We start from the raw sequence: 20062 nt of genomic DNA on the forward strand, positions 1-20062 counted from the left end.
ACGGTTAGCGGGGGCGTCGGGCGGGCGTCTCCCCGAGTAGCGGGGTGAGGTGGGCGTGAGCGAACGTGCGCGCGGTGCCCTCATCCTCCGGCATCCAGCCGCTGGGTGTGAGCACGGCCGAGTGCACGAGCCGGACGAAGATCTCGGCGAGCGGCTGCACGTCGAAGTCCGCCAGCTTCTCCGCGGCCTGGTGCCCGCGCAGCAGGTCGGCCACGTAGCCGCGGGCCAACGCGAGCGCCGCTCCCGCGTGGATCGTCAGCGCAGGCAGGGTCTCCTCCGGCTCCACGCCGAGCAGCCCGTTGAGCAACGAGTGCTCGCGCAGCCCGGTGAGCACCACGGCAAAGCATTCGGCCATCTGCGCCGCGGGTTCGGCGATGTGCGAGATCCGCTCGTCGACGTGCCGTAGGAAGTCGCGCACCTCGCGCAGCACCACAGCGTCCACGAGGGACCGCTTGTCCGGGTAGCGCCGGTAGACGGTGGCCCGGCCGATCCCCGCGCGGCGCGCGATGCCGTGCACGGTCGCGGCGCGGATGCCCGCGCGCTCGAACTCCGCGCGGGCCACGTCGAGCAGATCACCCGACACCGGATCGTCCGGGCCACCGGCCGTCAGTTCGCCACCGGGCACCGCGCACCCTCCTGCCGCTCCCGCTTGCGGTGCGGACCGGGACCGAGGTCCTCGATGCGGTACCCGTCCGGGTAACTGAGGGTGGGATCGGGCTGAACCGGCCGGGAGTCGGGCCGGACGGGCCCCACCCGCAGCAGACCGGCCCGCGCGCGCAGGGCCCACCGCGCCACCCGAGCCGAAGCGGCCGCAGGGAGCCGGTAGCCGAACGCGCGCAGCAGATGCGGATCCATCAGCGTCCGCGCCACGCCCGGAACCAACGGCGCGGCCGGTTTCGGGTACCAGGAGGCGAACAGGTCCAGCGTGGCGTCCGCGACGCGGCGCCCGCCCGCGTCCTGCTGGAAGTGCGCGCGCTCGTAATCGTCCAGCAGCTCCTCGAATTGGGCGTAGGTCTCCGGGATCTCAGTGATGCGCATGCCCTCGCCCATCCGGCGCATCGCGTTGGTGACCGCACGCACCTCGTGCGGATGCAGGTCGCGCCAACCGAATTCGCGGATCCAGCGCACCGGCATCACCACGAAGGTCGCCAGCGTGTAGCGGTAGTCGTCCATGCTGATGCGGTAGCGCCCGTGGATCGTGTTGAGCCGGTCCAGGGCCCGCTGCCCGTGCGGACCGGTCGGGCCCGCGTGGAAGATCTCGTAGAGCAGCAACAGGGTGTCGTCGTAGCGGCGCTGCGGACGCAGCCGGAACTCGCCGGTGCGGTCCAACAGCCTGCCGATGCTGGGAACAGCGTAGGTGCGGAACAGCGCCAGTTCGAGCGCCTTGGCGATGTCCCAGGGGAATTCGTACTCGGCCAGCAGCCGGTAGATGGCTTCGCAGTCGTAGTCGGGATCCAGGGAAAGGATGTGTTCCAGCCGCTCGAAGCGCCTCATCGCGCGTCCTCATCTCCAGCGGGTCAGCTCGCGCTCGAACCTAGCCCGATCGAGACAACGGGTCAAGATCTGTCTCATCCCCGGGGTCGTCGCGAAATACGCCGCACACAGCGGTGATTCGGCCGATCAGCCGTCCAGTTCTGCGATGGTGGCAGTACTGGGCTCCTCCGTCCGCCGCAGCCGCGCGGCGACCTCGTCCGCCTCGGCCAGCACCCGCAACGGATTCTCCCAGGCCAGTTTCGCGAGGTCCGCTGCGCTCCAACCGCGGGCGCGCAGTTCGGCGAGCAGGTTCGGGTACCCCGACACGTCGTGCAGCCCGTCCGGCAGGTGAGTCGTCCCGTCGAAATCCCCGCCGACGCCGACGTGGTCGATACCGGCGACCTCGCGCATGTGGTCCAGGTGATCGGCGACATCGGCCGGTCCCGCGACCGGGCGCGGGTGCGCGCGCTCGAACTCCGCGCGAGCGGCGACCAGTTCCGGTGTCTCGCGGTCCGGGTCGAAACCCCGTCGAGCCAGGTGCGCATCGGCCCGCCGGCTCCACTCCACGGCGGCGGGCAGCACGAAGCCGGTCACGAAGGTCGCCATCGCCACTCCCCCGTTGTGCGGCAACCGGGCCAGCACGTCATCGGGGATGTTGCGCGGGTGGTCGCAGACCGCGCGGGCCGACGAGTGGGAGAACAGCACCGGGGCGCGGCTGGTGTCCAGCGCGTCGCGCATCGTCGTCGGAGCCACATGCGAGAGGTCCACGAGCATGCCGACGCGGTTCATCTCGCGGACCACTTCGCGGCCGAACGGCGAGAGCCCGCCGAGCACCGGAGTGTCGGTGGCCGAGTCCGCCCAGGCGACGTTGTCGTTGTGCGTCAGCGTCAGGTACCGCACGCCCAGGCGGCGCAGCGCGCGCAGGGCCCCCAGTGAGCAGTCGATGCTGTGCCCGCCTTCAGCACCCAGCAGCGACGCGATCCGCCCCGCTGCGTGCGCGGCGCGGACGTCCTCGGCGGTGTCCGCGGCCTGCAGGGCGTCCGGATGGCGCCGGACGAGCTCGCGCACGCAGTCGACCTGCTCCAGCGTCGCGCTCACCGCGTGGCCCCCGCGCAGCTCGGTGCTGACGTAGACCGACCAGAACTGGGCCGCGACACCGCCCGCGCGCAGCCGGGGAAGGTCCGTGTGCAGGTAGCGCGACTGGTCGTCGGCGATATCGCGTTCGGCGAACCGGTAACCGACCTGCTCGCGCAACGCCCAGGCCAGATCGTTGTGCCCGTCCAGCACCGGCTGGTCCGCCCTCTCCTGCACACCGCACCTCCGTTCGGCCCCGCTCCCGGCCGGCCGAGCCTATCCCCCGCCGGACGACCCCCGGTCCACTGATCGAACGATGATCGAAATGCCGGATTCTCCCTGGTGACGCAGGATGCGCACATGAACGTTCCCCCGCAGCGGCCGGGCTCCGGACTGCCCGAGGCTCTCGCCGAGTACGGCCGCCTCGCGGCGCGCCTGCCGGAGACCGATCCCGCGGCCGCCGACCGGTTGCGCGCCCGGCTCGCCGAGCTGGACGAGCTCATCGACCGGCAGGTCGGCTCGCTGCCGGAGGGCGCCACCGGTCCGGGCGACGACGCCGCCTGACCGCCGACCACGGCCCGCGCGGGCCCGGTCGGCCGACGGCCCTGCGGTCAGTTGTCGTTCTGGGTGCGCCAGTTCCACGGGGAGAAGCCGGCCTGCTCGGCTTCGGCCGCCGACCGGAACCACACCGTCGCCTTGGTCCGCTCGTAGTACGGCGACTGCATCGTGTGGTACAGCTTCGACCGCGCATTCCCCTTGACGCGGTAGCCCTTGTCCGGCGAACGCCCGTCCGCCTTGGCGCGCACCGCACCCGGGAACGGGTGCTCGGCATCCGATTGCGCGACGGGTGGGGCCGGCTGCGGCACCACTGCGTGCGCCGTGGCGTCCTCGGCGGCCGCTTCGGGCCGGCCGCCGGATCCGTCGGGGACGTCCCGCCCGGGCTCGACCGGGTCCGTCGCGTTCGGTCCGTCCCCGCCGACCGGCCCGGGGCGCAGCGGCCGCTCGTCCGGAGCCAGTGCCGCCGACCCGGGTACGACGCCTTCGGCCGGGTCCGGGACCCGCGGGCCTCGCGCGGCCAGCAACGTGATCTCCAGCAGGCTGCCCGCATCGCCCGAGAAGGCGAACGCGGCCGCCTCGCCCGATGTGCGCGCGGTGCGCGGCATCCCGGCCGGTGGCAGCTCGCGCGGCCGCTCCGGTGCGCGCTCGTCCGCCGCGCCCGGCGACGGCTCCGGGGACTGGCTCACCGGGAACCGCCACACCCTGCCGAGCAGGAACTCGCCGGCCGCCGTCCCGGCCGCGAAGCAGACCAGCAGCACTCCGAAGAGCGCGAATCCGCTGATACCGCCCGCCGGCACCGCGCACAGCAGTGGAACCAGCACGGCGGCGATCGTCCACAGGAGCCACTGCCGCCAGTCGGCAGACGGCACCCGATGCCTCGGCTTCGACACGAAACCACCCCGAGTCGTCCGCAAGATCGTTGATGGGTTGCCCGCGCTTCACATCACGGATCGCCGCGGTCGGCCAGTTGGGTCACCCTTGCGAGCGAGCGCACGCCTGGGAATTCACCGTTGTGGAGGAGTTCCGGCTCGGTCGGGGCCCGGTTCGTCCGCGGGGGTGCGCCGAGCCGTTCCGGACGCCGCGACGAGGACCAGCGCGGCGAACCACAGTGCTCCGGCCGCGCCGAGCGCACCGGCGGCCACCCCCGCGACCGCCGGGATCGCCACCTGCCCGGTCCGGTTGGCCCACAACCGCAGCGCCAGGGCCGCGCCGCGGGCATGCCCGGGAACGGACTTGACGACCGCGGTCATGGTCAGCGGCTGGCCGATACCGAGGAGGAAACCCCCCACCGCGAGCGCGATCGCCATCCCCGCGACACCTGCTCCGGGCAGGGTGAGCACCGCCAGGAACACGCCGGCGCCGAGGCTGCTCGCGCCGATGAGCACGCGGCGGGACCACCGGCGCAGCAGGCGGGGCAGCAGCAGCCGCGAGGAGATCGACGCCGCGGAGCGCAGGGCCAGCAGCACACCGGCCACGGCCGGTGCGATGCCCCGCTCGTGCGCGATCAGCGGCAGGTAGGCGGTGAGCAGATCGACCGCGGCCAGCAGGGCCAAGCTGGTGAACAGCCCACCGACCATGCCCGGGGACCGCAGCATGTGCAGTGCCGACGGCGCGGCGTCCGCCGAGCCCGCCACCGGCGGGCGCGGAGCCGGCGCGCGCAGCAGCAGGACGCAGGACGGCAGGCCCGCCGCCGCCACCAATCCGGCCAGGACCAGGACGAACGCCGTCGGCCCGGCCAGATCGGCACCGCTGCCCTCGCCGAGCAGCGCCCCGGCCAGCAGCGGACCGAGCATCTGCCCGGCGGAGACGGCCGCCGTGAAGTAGCCGAAGTTGCGGTCCAGGTCCGCGTCGGGCATGCGGGCGATGAATCCCTGCCCGCCGACCATGAACACGATATGCCCGAAACCCAGCAGTGCCGCGGCGCAGGCCAGCAGTGGCAGCGACGGAGCGGCCGCCAGCAGCACAGGGCCGAGCACCAGCAGCACGGTTCCGGCCGTCAGCACGACAGTGTTCCGGCCCGTCCGGTCGGTGAACCGCCCCAGCGGCAGCGCCACCGCCAGCGACAGCACCGCGTAGGCGGACGTGATGAGACCGATGGCCAGCGCGTCACCGCCGAGCGCGATCGCGCGGTAGGAGATCAGCGGCCGGGCGACGTTGAGCGCCGTCTGAGTGCAGACCACGCACAGCAGCAGCACGGGCAGCGCTCGGCGGGCCGCCGCAGCGCTCATCGCCGACCACGTCCCGGTAGCACCCGCTGCACCGGACCGCCGCGGCCGATCGGAGCGGAGTCCGCCGCACTGCTCACCGCCGGCTCCTCACCGCGCGTTCGCGCCAACGACTGCACAACCGGCGGCGGAGTCTACGCCGCGTCCACCCGGCGACCAGGTGCCCGAGACGCACGCCACCACGGCGCGAAAGCGGCGGACGGATCAGCGCAGCAGCAGGGCGTAGAGTTCGAGCCACGCGGCGCGCAGCAGCAGGCGGGTGGTGCCGGTCGGACGCGCGGACCGCGCTTCCTGCGCGGTGCTCCGGCTCGCTGACGGCTGCTGGTGGTCCTGCACACCGAACCCTTCGACCTGCCGGCCCGGCCGCGCACCGGCGGCCGGATGGGGAAGCCTGGCAAGACCCCGTTGTCCCACCAGGCGCGCGGCGCACCGGACGTACCTCCGCGACGCGCGATCCGAAACGATGCCGGTTACCGCCCGGTCGTGCAAGGGAAATCCGCCCGGCATCCGAGCGATTCCGGCCGCGGACAGGGGCCGTCGCAACGCAGCGCGCACGACGATCACGGAACGCGGTCATCCGCCGGTCGGCGGTGACCGGACGGCCCCGGCTCGGCGAATCACCCTCCACGCGACCCGATCGGGGCGTATGACTATGGTCACCGAGCAGTGATCGTCCGGTTCCGGCGCCGTTGACACCCGCGCCGGTACGACACCGGGAGCCCGCGAGCGGGTACCCGACCAGCACCGCACCGAGGAAGCACATGCAGACCAATCCCGTCCCGACAGCGCACGTCCCGCCCGGGACGAGATGGGGCTACGCCGCCGGCTCGCTGGCCACGGGCGCGTTCACCACGGTTCCCGGTCTGCTGATGCTGCCGTACCTGACCGACACCATGGCCGTGCCCGCGGGCGCGGCGGGGCTGATCGTGCTGGTGCCCAAGATCTGGGACGTGGTGTTCAACCCGGTCGCAGGCCGCATCTCGGACGGCGAACTCCTCGCCCGCGGCTCGCGGGCGCGGGGGCTGCTGCTGGGCGGCACGCTGCTGGCGGTGCTGTTCGGCACCCTGTTCGCCGGGCCGCAGCTGGGGTCGCCCGGTGCGGGTGCCGCCTACGTGACCGGCGTGTTCTTCCTGACCGCGACCGCGTTCGCGTTCTTCCAGGTCCCGTTCAACGCGCTGCCCGCCGAACTCACCGCCGACTACCACGAGCGGACCCGCCTGACGAGCACGCGGATCGCGCTGCTGGCGCTGGCCGTGCTGCTGTCCGGTGCGCTGGCGCCGCTGGTCGTCGAGGCGCTGGGCGGCGCGGCCGGATACCGCCTGATGGGCGTGCTCGTGGCCGTGCTCATGCTCACCGGGGTGCTGTCGGTGTACTTCGGCATCCGCAACCGGCCGTTCGCGCCGACCGGGCAGGCCCCCCGGTTGCGCGAGCTGGTCGCGGCACTGCGCGGGTGGCGGGTGTTCCGCCGGCTGCTGGTCGTGTTCGTGCTGCAGGCCATGGGCATCGGCGTCCTGCTGGCCAGCGTGAACTACGTGGCGCGGTATGTGCTCGGGGACCCGGGTCTGCAGTCGGTGCTGTTCGCCGGTTTCGTCGGACCGGCGCTGGTCATCATGCCGCTGTGGGCGAGGATGGGGCGCTCGCGCGGCAAGGTTGCCGGTTTCCAGATCTCCTCGCTGATGTTCGGCGGTGCGCTGGCCATCCTGGTGTTCGCCGAAACCATGCCGCTGGCGCTGATCTTCGCACTCATCGCGGTCTGCGGAGCGGGTTACGCCGGGGTACAGACCTTCCCGCTGGCGATCCTGCCGGACCTCATCTCTGCCGAGGAACAGCGCACCGGCGAGACGAAAACCGGTGTGGCCGCCGGGGTCTGGACCGCCGCCGAGACGCTCGGCTTCGCGCTCGGCCCGGGCATCTTCGGGCTGGTGCTCTCGATCGGCGGCTACCGGTCGACCACCGAATCGCTGACCGCCCAACCGCCCAGCGCGGTCACCGCCGTCCTGTTCGGCTTCTCGCTGCTGCCCGCCGCGCTGATCCTGGCCCCCGTACCGCTGCTGCGCCGCCGAGTCCTGGAAGGACGCTGATGACACCGCTGCCGCACACCGGGAACAACGCCGCGGACGTGCTCGCCGAGCTGCGCTCGCTGCGTTCGGCCGACACCCCGACGCACGGCGGGCGCACGCTGGCCTACGTCTACGACAGCGGGCTGGCGGGACTCGACGAGCTCACCGCCGCGGCGCACTCGCTGGCCGCGCACGCCAACGCGCTGGACCCGACGGTGTTCCCGAGCCTGCGCCGGATGGAGAACGACCTGGTGGCCGCGGCCGCGCAGCTGCTCGGCGATCCGCAGGCGGTGGGTACGGCCACCTCGGGCGGAACCGAGTCCTGCCTGCTGGCGGTGCTGGCCGCGCGCGAACGCCGACCGGACGCGGCGGCGCCGACCGTCGTGGCGCCGGCGACCGCGCACGCGGCGTTCAGCAAGGCGGCGCACCTGTTCGGGGTCCGGCTGGTCCGGGTTCCGGTCGACGAGAGCACGTTCCGCGCCGACCCGGAACGCATGGCCGCGGCCTGCGATGCGGACACCGTGCTGGTCGTGGCCAGCGCCCCTTCCTACGCGCACGGCGTCGTGGACCCGGTGCCGGAGATCGCCGCGGCAGCCGAGCAGCGCGGCATCCCGGTGCATGTGGACGCCTGCATCGGCGGCTGGGTGCTGCCCTACCTGCGCCGGGTCGGCGCACCGGTCCCCTCGTTCGGCTTCGAGAATCCCGGCGTCAGCAGCATTTCCGTGGACCTGCACAAGTACGCCTACAGCCCGAAGGGCACCTCGGTGCTGCTGCACGCCGAACCGGGGATGCGCCGCGGGCAGTACTTCGCCGCCGCCGACTGGCCCGGCTACACCATGCTCAACACGACGCTGCAGTCGACCCGCTCCGGCGGGCCGATCGCCGCGGCCTGGGCCGCGCTGCAGCACATCGGCGACGACGGGTACCTGCAGCTGGCCGCGGACACCTACGCCGCCGTGCACGACATCCGGGCTGGCGTGCAGCAGGTGCCCAGGCTGCGGGTGCTCGGCGAACCCGACGCGACGCTGCTGGCGGTGGCCGCTGAGGACGGTGCCGACTTCGACCTGTTCACCGTCGCCGACGAGATGCGCGACCGCGGCTGGTACGTGCAACCGCAGTTCGCGCACGCCTCCTCGCCGGTCAACCTGCACCTGACCGTCACGGCGTCGAACCGGGGCAGCGAAGCCGAGTTCGCCCGCGACCTGGCGGATGCGGTGGTTGCGGCCCGAGCCGCGGGTCCGGTGCAGCTGGAGCCGGAGGTGGCCGAGTTCATCGCGGAATTGGATCCGCAGGCGCTCACCGACGACGAGTTCGCCGGCCTGCTGGCCGCGGCGGGCATGGCCGGCGGCGCCGGCCTGCCCGAGCGGATGGCGCCGGTGAACGTGATGCTGGCGCACGCCGCCCCGCAGCTGCGCGAGCGGCTGCTGGTGGAGTTCCTCGGCGAGCTCTACCGCCCCTGAGCCCGGATCACCCCTCCTCGTCGAGCCCGGTGTGCACCGCGGATTCCACTTCGGACACCTCGCCGGACTCGTCCACCCGCAGCGCGCCGGTCAGCAGGCCCACCACCTGGTTCATGCTGTGCGTGCGCGGTGCGACCACGCCCACCCGGCGCCCCAGCCGGTGCACGTGGATGCGGTCGGCGATGTCGAACACGTGCGGCATGTTGTGGCTGATCAGCACCACGGGCAACCCGCGCTGCCGGATCCGGTCGATCAGCGCCAGCACCCTGCCGGATTCGGCGACGCCGAGTGCGGCCGTGGGTTCGTCCATGATGACGGCTTTGCTGCCGAACGCGGCCGCCCGGGCGACCGCCACCGCCTGGCGCTGCCCGCCGGACAACGTCTCCACCGGCTGCTCGACCGAGTCCACCGAGACGCCGAGCTCGTCGAGCACGCGGCGCGCCTCGGCCCGCATCCCCGCCTGGTCCACCCGGCGCAGCACACGCCCGGACAGGCCGGGCCTGCGCCGCTCGCGGGCGAGGAACATGTTGGCGGCGATGTCCAGCGCCGGTGCCAGCGCGAGATCCTGGTACACGGTCTCGATGCCGTGCCCGCGCGCATCCAGCGGGCCGCGCAGGCGCACCGGAGCACCGTCCACTTCGACCACTCCGGCATCCGGGACCACCGCCCCGGACAGGGCTTTGATCAGCGTGGACTTCCCCGCGCCGTTGTCGCCGACCACGGCCAGCACCTCGCCGGGCAACACGTCGAAGTCCGCCCCGTCCATGGCGGTGACCTGGCCGTAGCGCTTGACCAGTCCGCGGGCGGCGATCCTGGGCACCATCAGTTCCTCCTCCTGGCCGCCCGGTCGAGCACCACAGCGGCGATCACCAGCGCGCCGGTGGCCACGTCCTGGTACAGGGCGTCCACGCCGAGCTGGGTCAGTCCGGAGCGCAGCACCGCGACGATGAGCGCCCCCGCCATCGTGCCCAGCACCGACCCGCGCCCGCCGAAGAGGCTGGTACCGCCGAGCACGACGGCGGTGATGGATTCCAGGTTGCCGAGCTGGTAGGCGTTCGGATCGGCGTTGGGCACGCGGCCCAGCGCCTGCCAGGCCGCCAGTCCGAAGACCACGCCGGCCACCAGGTACACCGACAGCAGCGTCCGGTTCACCTTGATCCCGGACAGCCGCGCGGCTTCCGGCGCGTTGCCCACCGCGTGCACGTGCGATCCCCACGCGGTGCGGGTCAGCGCGAACCACACCACGAGGTACATGACGAGCGCGGCGGTCATGCCGTAGGTGATCTCGATGCCGCCGAACAGGTACGTCCGGGTGCCCAGCCAGGTCAGCAGCGGATCGGTGACCGGGACGGCCTCGCCGTCGGCGAGCAGCTTGGCGCCTGCGGTGAGCATGGTCAGCATGCCGAGGGTCACGATGAACGGCGGCAGGCGCATCCGGGTCACCAACCCGCCGACGACCAGCCCGATCAGCACGGTGCACGCGACGCCCAGCGGCAGCGCCAGCGCGCCCGGGAGTCCGCTGAGCACCAGCTGAGCCATGACCAACGTCGCCAGCACCGCGGCCGCGGCGTTGCCCAGGTCGATACCGCCGGTGAGGATGATCAGCGTCTGGCCGAGGGCCAGCGTGCCGATCACCAGGGACTGCTGCACGACCAGCGAGAGGTTGTCCAGTTCCAGGAACGTGTCGGTGGTCAGCGAGAAGACGGCCACGGCCACCAACAACGCCAGGGCCGAGCCCGCCGCCGGCGTGCGGAGCAGCGCCGCGCCGAGCGCGGCGGGGCGGACCGCGGCCGGCGCGCTCACCGGTCACCCCAGCAGTGCTGCCTTCCCCAGGACACCGGGTTGCTGGGCACGCCGGGCACCGGATCGTCGGTGATGACCACCGATCCCGTATCGGTGAACCCCGTCGGCCGCTGCCCGTTCTCCGCGTGCTGCACGGCGGCGTCCACCGCCAGCTCGGCCATCTTCGCGGGGAACTGCATCACGGTCGCGGCCAACCTGCCTTCGGCCACCTCGCGCACGCCCTCGCAGCCGCCGTCGATGGAGGCCATCGTCACCTCCTCGGCCGTCCCGTGCGCGCGCAGCGCGGTGTGCGCGCCCTGCGCGGTGGGCTCGTTCATGGTGTAGATCGCATTGATGCCGCCGGTGCGCGCGAGGAGGTTCTCCAAGCCCTGCTGGGCGAGGTTCTGGTCCCCGTTGACGTTCTGCGCGCCGCGGATCTCGGGGGCTCCCGGTGCGAGCCGCATGCCGTCCAGGAACCCGTCGTGCCGGTACGTGTCCACCGTGCTGCCCGCGGTCCCGTCCAGCATGAGCAGCTGCGGGCGGCGCTCGCCGAGCGCGGCGCGCACGTAAGCGCCCTGCTTGCGCCCGGCCTCGCGGTTGTCCGTGGCGAACGTGGCGTCCACCGCCTCGGCCGGTTCGGTGGCGGTGTCCAGCGCGATGACCAGCACGCCTGCCTGGCGCGCCCGGTCGATGGCGTCCAGCACCCCGGTCGAGGAGTTCGGGGTGATCAGGATGGTGCTGACGTTGCGCTGCAGCAGGTTCTCGATCGCGCGCACCTGACCGTCGTTGTCGCCGTCGAACTGCCCGGCCAGCGCGGAAAATTCGGCGCCCCGCTGCTGCGCGGCCCGCTCGGCGGCATCGCGCAGCGCGACGAAATAGGGGTTGGTGTCGGTCTTGGTGACCAGACCGATCCGCGCTTCGCCGTCGCCGGCGGCGTTCCCGCCCCAGTGGCGCTGCGCGGTGCAGCCCGTGGCCAGCAGCACGAGCAGGCCGAGTGCTGCGGCTGCGACCCGTCTGGGCATGGTGTCCTCCACGTCGAGGCCCGTCGATCGCGGGACGATCGGCACCGGAATACTAGGGAGCCCCGCGGCGGCGGACAAGGTTGCCGTTTTTCCCGGAACCGCCCGCTTTTCGTTCGTCCGGCCGCTGGCCGTGCGCCGGCCGGGGGTACCTACACTGGGCCGGATGACCACGGATTCGCCCACTGCGGCCGGCGTTTTCGCCGGACTGACCACGCTCGACGTGGTCCAGCACGTTGACCGGTTCCCGGGACGCGACGAGAAGGTCACCGCCGCGGCGCAATTCCTGTCCGCGGGCGGTCCGGCCGCCAACGCCGCGGTCACTTTCTCCGCGCTGGGCGGTTCCGCGGTGCTGGTGACGGCACTGGGCTCCGGGCCGGCCGCCGACGTGGCCCGCGCGGACCTGCGGGCGCACGGGGTCCGGGTGGTGGAGGTCCCGGTCGACGGCGGGGACGCACCGGTGTCGGCGGTGCTGGTCGATCGCGGCACGGGTGAGCGCTCGGTGGCCGGCACGGACGCGACCGCACTGGCGCCGGCCGCACCGATCGGGATCGGCTCGTTCGGGGCGGACGTGGTGCTGTTGGACGGGCATTACCCGGAGGTGGCCGCGGCGGTCCTCGACGCCGAGCGGGCACCGGTCGTGCTGGATGCGGGGCGCTGGAAGGAACCGATGCGCCCGTTGCTGACCCGCGCGCAGACGGTGATCGCGTCCGCGGGCTTCCGCACCCCCGGCGCTGCCGATGCCGTGGCCACCTCCCGCGCGCTGCGTGGGATGGGGGTGCCGACGGTGGTCACCACGCACGGCCCGGATCCGGTGCACTGGATCGACGGCGCGGAGTCCGGTTCGGTCGCCCCGCCGCGGGTGGCCGCGGTGGACACCCTCGGCGCCGGGGACGCGTTCCACGGCGCCTACTGCTGGCAGCTGGTCGCCGGGCGCCCGGACGTGCCCGGGCGCATCGCGGCCGCCGCGCGGGTGGCCGCGCTGCGCACGACGATCGCCGGCCCCCGCGCGTGGCTGCGCGAGCTGCACCGCTGACCCGCGGCACGTCCCCGGTCAGGAGCCGCGGCGCGCTCCCTTCCGCGGGAGCAGGTCGGGCACCTTGTCCCGGGTGAGCCACACCAGCGCCGCGAAGGCGAGCAGGGCGGCCACCACCGCCAGCGGGATCTGGAACGGATCTTCGTACCCCCCGCCGCTCGGCGGGATCAGCAGGGCCACCACCGCGGCGCATCCGGTCGCCCCGATGCGGAATCGCGCGTCGTGGGTGGACAGCGCCAGCGGGACGAGCATCCACAGCAGGTACCAGGGATGCAGCACCGGTCCGAGCACGGCGACCGCGCCCAGCGTGATGCCCAGGCCCGCCAGTGGCTCGATCCGGCCGCGGAAGGAGCGCCACAGCATCCAGGCGCACACCCCGGCCGAACCCGCGTAACCGACGAGCTTGGTGATCACCAGCACGGCGTCGGTGTGGTCGCCGAGCCCGAGCAGCATGCTGAGCCCGCCACCGGCCACGCCGAACGTGGTCAGCGGCGCCAGCGGCGTGATGATCCGGTTCGGCACGTCGTAGGTGTCCAGCCAGCCCAGCCCCCACCCGCTGACCGCGGTCACCACCGCCATCGTGGCCAGCAGCGTGACCGCCAGGACCACCGCGACCTTGACCAGGTCAGCGAACCGGCCGCCGTTGCGGCGGGCGACCAGCACGCCGAGGAAGCCCAGCGCGATGAACCCGGGCGGCTTGATCGCACCGCCCAGCGACAGCAGCACACCGGCCAGCACCACGGTCGGCCACCCGCTGCGCCGCAGGCCCAGTTCGATGGCCACGAGCATGATCCCGACCAGCAGGGCTTCGTTGTGCATGCCGCTGACCACGTGGAACAGCACGATCGGGTTGAGCGCGCCGAGCCACAGCGCCGGTACCGGGTGCACCCCGCAGCGCCGGGCCAGCCGCGGGATCGCCCAGACCGCCATGCCCAACCCCACGAGCATGACCAGCCGCCACAGCAGCACACCGGTGACCACGTTCTCGCCTACGAGCACCGCCAGCGCACGGGCCAGCATGAGGAACCCGGGGCCGTACGGAGCCGGGGTGTCCTGCCAGAGGATGTCCACGTTGCGGGTCAGCGGATTGTGCAGGCCCAGCGAGGCCTCGGGGCCCAGCACGTACGGGTCGAAGCCCTGCAGCGCCGCTTCGCCCTGCGCGAGGTAGAAGTACATGTCGCGGGTGAACAGCGGCGGTGCCAGCGCCAGCGGCAGGCTCCACAGGACCCCCACGCGGGTCAGTTGGCGCAGGGTGATCATCCGGCCGCCCGCCGGGCTGCAGAACCTGCCCAGCCACAGCCATCCGGCCACGACCATCAGCGTGCCCAACCAGGAGCAGGCCATCGCCACGGTCGGGATGCGCGCGGGCAACCCGATCAGGCGCGCGCCGGACAGCGGGTTGTCCACGGGCGTGGCTCCCGCGCCGATGGCGCCGACGGCCAGGATGAGCGAACCGGCGAGCCCGAACCGGCGGACCGCGGCGAGCATGCGGCGCTGCGAGCTCGCCAGCGGCGGGGGGTCCGCCGACGCGCTCACCTCGGCGTCCGCCCCGGGCTCCCGGCGCGCGCCCTCGGATTCGTCACCTCGCACCACGGCCACGAAGCGTAACCGCATGAGCCAGATCACTCAGCGTCCCCGGCCCCCGGTCCGGATCATCCCGCAATCCACCGTCCGAGTGACCAGGCGACGGCGGTTCAGCGCGTGGAGGTCAGCAGGACCGGGGTTCCGGACACCGGCACCGGATCTCCCGGACCCACCGCGGTCCGGACTCCGCGGACATCGGTGACGTACTGCGCACCGTGGCCCGCGCGCGTCTCCTGCTGCCGCTCGCCCGGCGACCAGCGCACCTGCAGCACCTGCCCGGCGCCGTCGACGAACTCGCACTCCCACACGCCCTCGGGCAGCCCGCGGTCCAACCCCCGACCGCACCCGCGCGCGGCGGTCCCGGCCAACCAGCTCTGCAGCCGCTCGACCGCCAGGCCCGCTGCCGTCGGCGGGGAGCCCTCGGCCTGCAGCACCACGGGATTCGTCGGCGTTCCCCAGCTGTAGAAGTACATGCGCTCCACCTCGAACGGCCGGGCGTAGAACGCGGAGAGGTAGAACCGCATCGCGTGCGCCACCGCACGCGGCTCGTCGAGCTGCTCCTCGTTGGGCAGGGTCCGCCGGGTGCCGGTGTTCCAGAGCTTGCGCACGATCCCGCGCTCGTGCAGCGTCCGGGAGACCCGGGGCAGCAGCTCCAGCGCGCTTTCCGGCGGATCGGCAGCCGAACGCGGATGCAGCTTGATCCCGACCGCATCGCACTCCTCGTACCCGCCGAGGTCGGCGAACTCGCGCAACCGCTGCATCCCGTGCCCGGACCACAGCTCGCCCATCGACGGGCACACCACCGTGGCCCGCGGATCCACCTCGTGCACGATGTCGGCGGCGCGCCGAGTCATCTCCACCAGCGTGCGAGGCGATCCCGAGTAGACGACCTCATCGGTGGCGCTGTTCCACAGCTCGTAGGCGTCGATGCGCCCCTGGAACCGCTCGACGAGGCGGCGCACGAACCCGTCCCAGTCGGCGAGGTCGTCCGGCGGAGCGGACCGCGAACCGTCCGAGTACGTGCCGCTGGGCGCATCGGGCGCGGCCCATTCCGGAGTACCGCCGAGCACGAAGGTGACCGGCAGATCCTCCTCCTGCGCCGCACCGACCATCCGGTCCAACGTCGACCAGTCGTAACGCCCCCGCGCCGGTTCCAGGCCCGCCCAGCGGGTGTTGCTGTCCCACAACCGCACGCTGCCGACGCGGAACGCGGGCATCTCACCGCTGTGGCTGTTCATCGTGACGCCGAACATCTCCGGCTCGACCGGCGCCGGGTGCCGCACCCACGCGGGCACCGCATCCGGGTCGGGCAGCGACCGCTGCTGCGGCGGAACCTCCTCCTGCTGCTCCGGCGGCGGGACGGACGCGATGGTGACCGCAGCCAGCACCGCCGCCACGGCCAGGGCGGCCACCGGCAGCCACGCGTGCCCGGGCCGCAACCCGCGCCGCGAGCGCAGAGCACCGAGGGGCACCGGCTCCTCGACCGGCTCGGCAGGCACCGCCTCCGCACCCCGCTGCACCGCTTCGTGCTCCTGGTTGCGCCACCGGCGCAACAGCTCGTTGAGCTCGTCATCGGAGGCGCCGCACTCCTCCCCCAGGCGCACGACAGTCTGGTAGTCGGCGGGCACGCTCGTCCCGGTGCAGTAGCGGTGCAGGGTCGAGCTGCTGGTGAAGGTCCGCCGCGCCAGCTGCGCGTAGCTCAACGCGCTGCGCTGCTTGAGCTCCAGCAGCATCGACGCGAGGTCATCCGGTCGCCGCAGGTTCACCGTGTTCCGTCCTCCCGTATCGGCCCGCACCGGCGCGTCCCGGGCGGTCCCGGGACGCGCTCGGGACGTCCCGTCCCTTGCCAACGGGCCCGCCGCGTGGTTCGCGCGCTGGCGCGATCATGCGCGTCGGGTCCCCGGCCGGTCTGCTGCCATCCGGGTGGCCGATTGCTGCACCCGGTGGATGCACGCGGTCCGCCGCATCCCGGGATTTCGCCCCCGGCACCGAAAGCGCCGCATCGGTGCACCGGGGCCCGATGCGGCCATTGCGTTCCCGCTGCCCGCACGTGCAAGCTGCACTGAGCGATCGATCATTCAGTTCCCAGCGCGTCCGCTCGACTCCCCGCCGACGCAGATGAGGAGCCCGCCCGATGACCGAGCAGCCACCCGAGTACGACGCGATCATCATCGGCGCCGGTTTCGCCGGCATGTACATGCTCACGAAACTGCGCGAGCGGGGTTTCGCCGCGCACGTCTTCGAGGCGGGTGACGACGTCGGCGGGACCTGGTACTGGAACCGCTACCCGGGCGCCCGGTGCGACGTGGAGAGCCTCTACTACTGCTACTCGTTCTCCGAGCAGCTCCAGCAGGAATGGGAGTGGACCGAGCGCTACCCCTCGCAGCCGGAGATCCTGCGCTACGCCCGGCACGTCGCCGACCGCTTCGACCTGCGCCGCGACATCACCTTCAGCACCACCGTGCACGAGGCCGCCTACGACGAGCGGCACCGCTGCTGGCGGGTGCGCACCGCCGGGGGCAGCACGACGGCGCGTCACCTGATCACCGCGGTGGGCTGCCTGTCGGCCACCCAGACACCGGACTTCCCCGGTATCGACGACTTCCGCGGCGAGTCCTACCACACCGGCAGGTGGCCGCACCGCGACGTCGACTTCGGCGGCAAGCGGGTCGGCGTCATCGGCACCGGTTCCTCGGCGATCCAGGCCATCCCGTTGATCGCGCAGCAGGCCCGGCAGGTCACCGTCTTCCAGCGCACCGCGCAGTTCAGCATCCCGGCGTGGAACCGGACGCTGGATCCCGCCGAACAAGCCGCGGTCAAGGCCGACTACGCTCGCCTGCGCGATGAGGCGCGGCATTCGCGCAGCGGGATCCTGCAGGACCAGTTGCCGGACAACGCGACCGAACTCCCCCGCCGGCAGGTGGAATCCGAGCTGCACCGGAGATGGGGGCACGGCGGGACCACGTTCACCTCGGCCTTCCCGGACACCCTCACCGACGCGGCGGCCAACGAGATCTCCGCGGAGTTCGTGCGCGCCCGCATCCGCGAGATCGTGGACGATCCCGCCACCGCCGACCTCCTCTGCCCCACCGACCACCCGATCGGCACCAAGCGGATCTGCGTGGACACCGACTACTACGCGACCTACAACCGGGACAACGTGGACCTGGTCAGCGTGCGCGAACAGCCGATCAGCCGGATCACCGACGGCGGCGTGCAGGTCGGGGACCGCGCATTCGCGTTCGATGTGCTCGTGTTCGCCACCGGCTACGACGCCATGACCGGCCCGCTCAACCGCATCGACATCCGGGGCGCGGACGGCAGCCTGCTGCGCGACAAGTGGGCCGCCGGACCGCGCAGTTACCTCGGATTGGCCGGCGCGGGGTTCCCGAACATGTTCACCATCACCGGACCGGGCAGCCCCTCGGTGCTCAGCAACATGATCGTGTCCATCGAGCAGCACGTGGAGTGGATCGCCGAGCACCTCGAACATCTCCGGGACCGCGGGCTCACCCGCACCGAGGCGGATCCGGGCGCCGAGGACGAGTGGGTCGCGCACGTCAACGAGGTCGCAGGCGAAACCCTGTACCCGCAGGCTGCTTCCTGGTACATGGGTGCGAACATCCCCGGCAAGCCGAGGATCTTCCTGCCCTACATCGGCGGGGTCGGCACCTACCGGGAAATCTGCCGGGAGGTGGCCGACGAGGGGTACCGGGGTTTCCACCTCGCGCGGTGACCGCCCCCGGTGCTCACGTCCCGCGCAGCGCGCGGCGCAGCAGCTTGCCGGTCAGCGTCTTGGGCAGCTCGTCGCGGATCTCCACCAGGCGCGGGTACTTGTAGGCGGCCATGCGTCCGCGGCAGAACTCGATGAGCTCCTCGGCCGAGGCGGTCCGGCCCGGGCGTAGGCTCACGAACGCCTGCACGGTCTCCCCACGGTAGTCGTCCGCGACCCCCACCACCGCGGCCTCGCGTACCGCCGGGTGCTCGTAGAGCACGTCCTCGACCTCGCGCGGCCACACCTTGTACCCGCCGGCGTTGATCTGGTCCTTCTTGCGGTCCACCAGGTAGAACCAGCCGGACTCGTCCATGTAGCCGACATCGCCGGTGCGCAGCGCACCACCGGGCAGCGCCGCGGCGGTCTCCTCCGGCTTGTTCCAGTACCCGGGCACGACCTGCGGGCCCTGCACGACGATCTCGCCGATCCGGCCCGCGGGCAGGTCGGCACCCCGCTCGTCGACGACGCGCATCACCGTGCTGCACACCGGCACGCCCACCGACAGCGCCCCGGAAGCGGGATCGACCGGAGCTCTGGCGCGCAGCGGGACATCCGTGGCCGGCGAACTCGTCTCGGTCAGCCCGTAGGTGTTGTGGATGTAGGCGCCGAAGTGCTGCTCGAAGGCGTCGGCGGTGCTCGGCGGGATGGGCGCGCCGCCTGAGTAGACCTTCCGCAGCCCGGCCAGGTCCTGCGCGCGCACCTCCGGGTCGTTGAGCAGCGCGATGAACACGGTGATCGCGCCGACCGTGAACGTCACGCCGTGCTCGCGGACGGTCTCGGCGGTCAGCCCGGGGTGGAACCGGTGGGTCAGCACCAGCGGTGCGGGCAGCAGCAGGCTCAGCCCGATGTGCCCGATCAGACCGGTGATGTGGAACAGCGGCGCCACGCCCAGGATGACGTCGCCGCCGTCCAGGCCGATCCAGTCCCGATAGACGTGCGCGTTGACCACCACGTTGCGGTGGGTGTTCATCGCGCCCTTCGGCGGGCCGGTCGTCCCGGACGTGTAGGTGAGCACCGCGACGTCGTCCGGCGCGAAGCGCACCGGCGGCGGCCGGCGGCCGCGGTATTCCTCCAGCAGGCGGGCCATGTCCGCGGTCGGCAGTCCCGGAATACGCCGCACAGCACCGAATGCGCGCGGATCGTCCCGGGACTGGTGGTCGAGTTCGGACGTGGTGACGGTCCACCGCACGTCGGTCTCCGGCAGCACCTCGGCGGCCACGTCCCGGTACAGCGTCTCCAAGCACACCAGCGCGCTCGCCCCGCTGTCGTGCAGCAGCCCGGCGAGCTCGCGGTGCTTGTTCATCGGGTTGATCGCCACCGCGACGCACCCGGCCTTCCAGGTGCCCAGGATCGCGATCACGAACTGCGGGACGTTCTGCAGGTACAGCCCGACGCGGTCGCCGGCGCGGATCCCGTTGTCCAGCAGCGCGCAGGCGAATGCGTCGGCGAGCCGGTCGAGTTCGGCCGCGCTGATCCGCCCGTCGAAGTAGCGGAGCACCTCGGCGTGCGGTGCGCGGGCGACCGAGTCGGCGAACATCTGCAGCACATCGGTGAACCCGGGGTCGAGGTCGGCGGGCACGCCGGGGTCGTAGTGGGCCAGCCAGGGGCGCTCGTCGTAGATGCTCACGTTCCCTCCGCGTGCCGGTGACCGGGCTCGGCGGGCAGCGGATCACCGCTGCGCAGCGGCGCGCCGTGGAAGCGGCCTTCGTGCGCGTGCACCGGCCGGGTGTCGCCGGCCAGCTCCGGGTGTCGCTGTTCGAGCTCGGCACGCCGCTCCCAGCGGCGGCGCAGCCCGGTGACGTACTCGCGGTCGCCGCAGTAGGTCCCGCGCCAGGTCTGCGGCATCTGCTCGCGGGACGGGCCCGGGTCGGCCTGCCCGGACAGCGCGGCCGCGGAGGGGATCCGGTGCGCGGCGGCCCCGCAGCCCGGGCACGCGGGATCGGGGGAATCGGTCCGGCGCAGCAGGCCCTCGAATCGGCGTCCGCAGGCGCACCGGTACTCGTGGATCGGCATGGC

The 20062-nt window shown here is 72.7% G+C and carries 18 protein-coding genes; 5 read left to right on the top strand and 13 right to left on the bottom strand.

Annotation, left to right across the window (positions count from 1 at the left end; genetic code table 11):
• Positions 1 to 4: 4 nt before the first annotated feature.
• The 3 genes from IQ251_RS12285 to IQ251_RS12295 form a co-directional block, all read right to left on the bottom strand.
• Positions 5 to 625, bottom strand: coding sequence for a TetR/AcrR family transcriptional regulator (locus IQ251_RS12285; RefSeq protein WP_193928668.1), 621 nt, complete (start codon positions 623 to 625; stop codon positions 5 to 7).
• Complete coding sequence (locus tag IQ251_RS12290; RefSeq protein ID WP_193928669.1) at positions 607 to 1494, bottom strand: oxygenase MpaB family protein; 888 nt, start codon at positions 1492 to 1494, stop codon at positions 607 to 609. Before IQ251_RS12290 ends, IQ251_RS12285 begins: the two co-directional genes overlap by 19 nt.
• A 126-nt stretch (positions 1495 to 1620) precedes the next feature.
• The gene (locus IQ251_RS12295; protein ID WP_193928670.1) at positions 1621 to 2784 is read right to left on the bottom strand and encodes a dipeptidase; all 1164 of its coding nucleotides are present in this window, start codon (positions 2782 to 2784) and stop codon (positions 1621 to 1623) included.
• A gap of 123 nt (positions 2785 to 2907) precedes the next feature.
• Between IQ251_RS12295 and IQ251_RS12300 the strand changes: the two genes are divergently transcribed.
• Positions 2908 to 3111 (top strand): hypothetical protein, encoded by a 204-nt coding sequence (locus IQ251_RS12300; RefSeq protein ID WP_193928671.1) that lies wholly within the window; start codon positions 2908 to 2910, stop codon positions 3109 to 3111.
• Positions 3112 to 3158: 47 nt separating this feature from the next.
• Here IQ251_RS12300 and IQ251_RS12305 read toward each other — a convergent pair whose 3' ends face one another.
• The 3 genes from IQ251_RS12305 to IQ251_RS12315 form a co-directional block, all read right to left on the bottom strand.
• Positions 3159 to 3926 carry a sunset domain-containing protein gene (locus IQ251_RS12305; RefSeq protein ID WP_193928672.1) on the bottom strand — a complete coding sequence of 256 codons (768 nt, stop codon included), beginning with the start codon at positions 3924 to 3926 and terminating at the stop codon, positions 3159 to 3161.
• A gap of 183 nt (positions 3927 to 4109) precedes the next feature.
• Complete coding sequence (locus tag IQ251_RS12310; protein ID WP_228046654.1) at positions 4110 to 5333, bottom strand: MFS transporter; 1224 nt, start codon at positions 5331 to 5333, stop codon at positions 4110 to 4112.
• 201 nt (positions 5334 to 5534) lie between these two features.
• Positions 5535 to 5894 carry a hypothetical protein gene (locus IQ251_RS12315; RefSeq protein WP_193928673.1) on the bottom strand — a complete coding sequence of 120 codons (360 nt, stop codon included), beginning with the start codon at positions 5892 to 5894 and terminating at the stop codon, positions 5535 to 5537.
• Positions 5895 to 6091: 197 nt separating this feature from the next.
• Here IQ251_RS12315 and IQ251_RS12320 point away from each other — a divergent pair, with 197 nt between their 5' ends.
• Positions 6092 to 7411 (top strand): MFS transporter, encoded by a 1320-nt coding sequence (locus IQ251_RS12320; RefSeq protein ID WP_193928674.1) that lies wholly within the window; start codon positions 6092 to 6094, stop codon positions 7409 to 7411.
• Entirely contained in the window at positions 7411 to 8850 is a 1440-nt protein-coding gene (locus tag IQ251_RS12325) for a pyridoxal phosphate-dependent decarboxylase family protein (protein ID WP_193928675.1), read from the top strand. Before IQ251_RS12320 ends, IQ251_RS12325 begins: the two co-directional genes overlap by 1 nt.
• A gap of 7 nt (positions 8851 to 8857) precedes the next feature.
• Here the strand turns inward: IQ251_RS12325 and IQ251_RS12330 are convergent, their stop codons facing one another.
• Genes IQ251_RS12330 through IQ251_RS12340 form a run of 3 tightly spaced genes read right to left on the bottom strand, consistent with a single transcriptional unit; the run spans position 8858 to position 11654 of the window.
• Entirely contained in the window at positions 8858 to 9673 is an 816-nt protein-coding gene (locus IQ251_RS12330; protein WP_193928676.1) for an ATP-binding cassette domain-containing protein, read from the bottom strand.
• The gene (locus IQ251_RS12335) at positions 9673 to 10653 is read right to left on the bottom strand and encodes an ABC transporter permease (RefSeq protein ID WP_193928677.1); all 981 of its coding nucleotides are present in this window, start codon (positions 10651 to 10653) and stop codon (positions 9673 to 9675) included. The genes IQ251_RS12330 and IQ251_RS12335 overlap by 1 nt, the downstream gene beginning before the upstream one ends.
• Positions 10650 to 11654: a substrate-binding domain-containing protein gene (locus IQ251_RS12340; protein WP_193928678.1), complete on the bottom strand. Its 1005-nt coding sequence runs from the start codon at positions 11652 to 11654 to the stop codon at positions 10650 to 10652. The genes IQ251_RS12335 and IQ251_RS12340 overlap by 4 nt, the downstream gene beginning before the upstream one ends.
• 163 nt (positions 11655 to 11817) lie before the next feature.
• Between IQ251_RS12340 and IQ251_RS12345 the strand changes: the two genes are divergently transcribed.
• Complete coding sequence (locus tag IQ251_RS12345; RefSeq protein ID WP_193928679.1) at positions 11818 to 12687, top strand: PfkB family carbohydrate kinase; 870 nt, start codon at positions 11818 to 11820, stop codon at positions 12685 to 12687.
• An 18-nt stretch (positions 12688 to 12705) separates the two neighbouring features.
• Here the strand turns inward: IQ251_RS12345 and mptB are convergent, their stop codons facing one another.
• Positions 12706 to 14280 carry a polyprenol phosphomannose-dependent alpha 1,6 mannosyltransferase MptB gene (mptB, locus tag IQ251_RS12350; protein ID WP_370591360.1) on the bottom strand — a complete coding sequence of 525 codons (1575 nt, stop codon included), beginning with the start codon at positions 14278 to 14280 and terminating at the stop codon, positions 12706 to 12708.
• Between the two features lie 101 nt (positions 14281 to 14381).
• Positions 14382 to 16037, bottom strand: coding sequence for a helix-turn-helix domain-containing protein (locus IQ251_RS12355; RefSeq protein WP_370591361.1), 1656 nt, complete (start codon positions 16035 to 16037; stop codon positions 14382 to 14384).
• Between the two features lie 368 nt (positions 16038 to 16405).
• On the opposite strand from IQ251_RS12355, the gene IQ251_RS12360 reads away from it, so the two are divergent.
• Entirely contained in the window at positions 16406 to 18007 is a 1602-nt protein-coding gene (locus IQ251_RS12360) for a flavin-containing monooxygenase (RefSeq protein ID WP_193928681.1), read from the top strand.
• A 13-nt stretch (positions 18008 to 18020) separates the two neighbouring features.
• Here the strand turns inward: IQ251_RS12360 and IQ251_RS12365 are convergent, their stop codons facing one another.
• Positions 18021 to 19673: an AMP-binding protein gene (locus IQ251_RS12365; RefSeq protein WP_193928682.1), complete on the bottom strand. Its 1653-nt coding sequence runs from the start codon at positions 19671 to 19673 to the stop codon at positions 18021 to 18023.
• Positions 19670 to 20059 carry an FmdB family zinc ribbon protein gene (locus IQ251_RS12370; RefSeq protein ID WP_193928683.1) on the bottom strand — a complete coding sequence of 130 codons (390 nt, stop codon included), beginning with the start codon at positions 20057 to 20059 and terminating at the stop codon, positions 19670 to 19672. The genes IQ251_RS12365 and IQ251_RS12370 overlap by 4 nt, the downstream gene beginning before the upstream one ends.
• Positions 20060 to 20062: the final 3 nt, after the last annotated feature.

The sequence above is a fragment of the Saccharopolyspora montiporae genome, assembly GCF_015209505.1.
GTDB lineage: Bacteria > Actinomycetota > Actinomycetes > Mycobacteriales > Pseudonocardiaceae > Saccharopolyspora > Saccharopolyspora montiporae.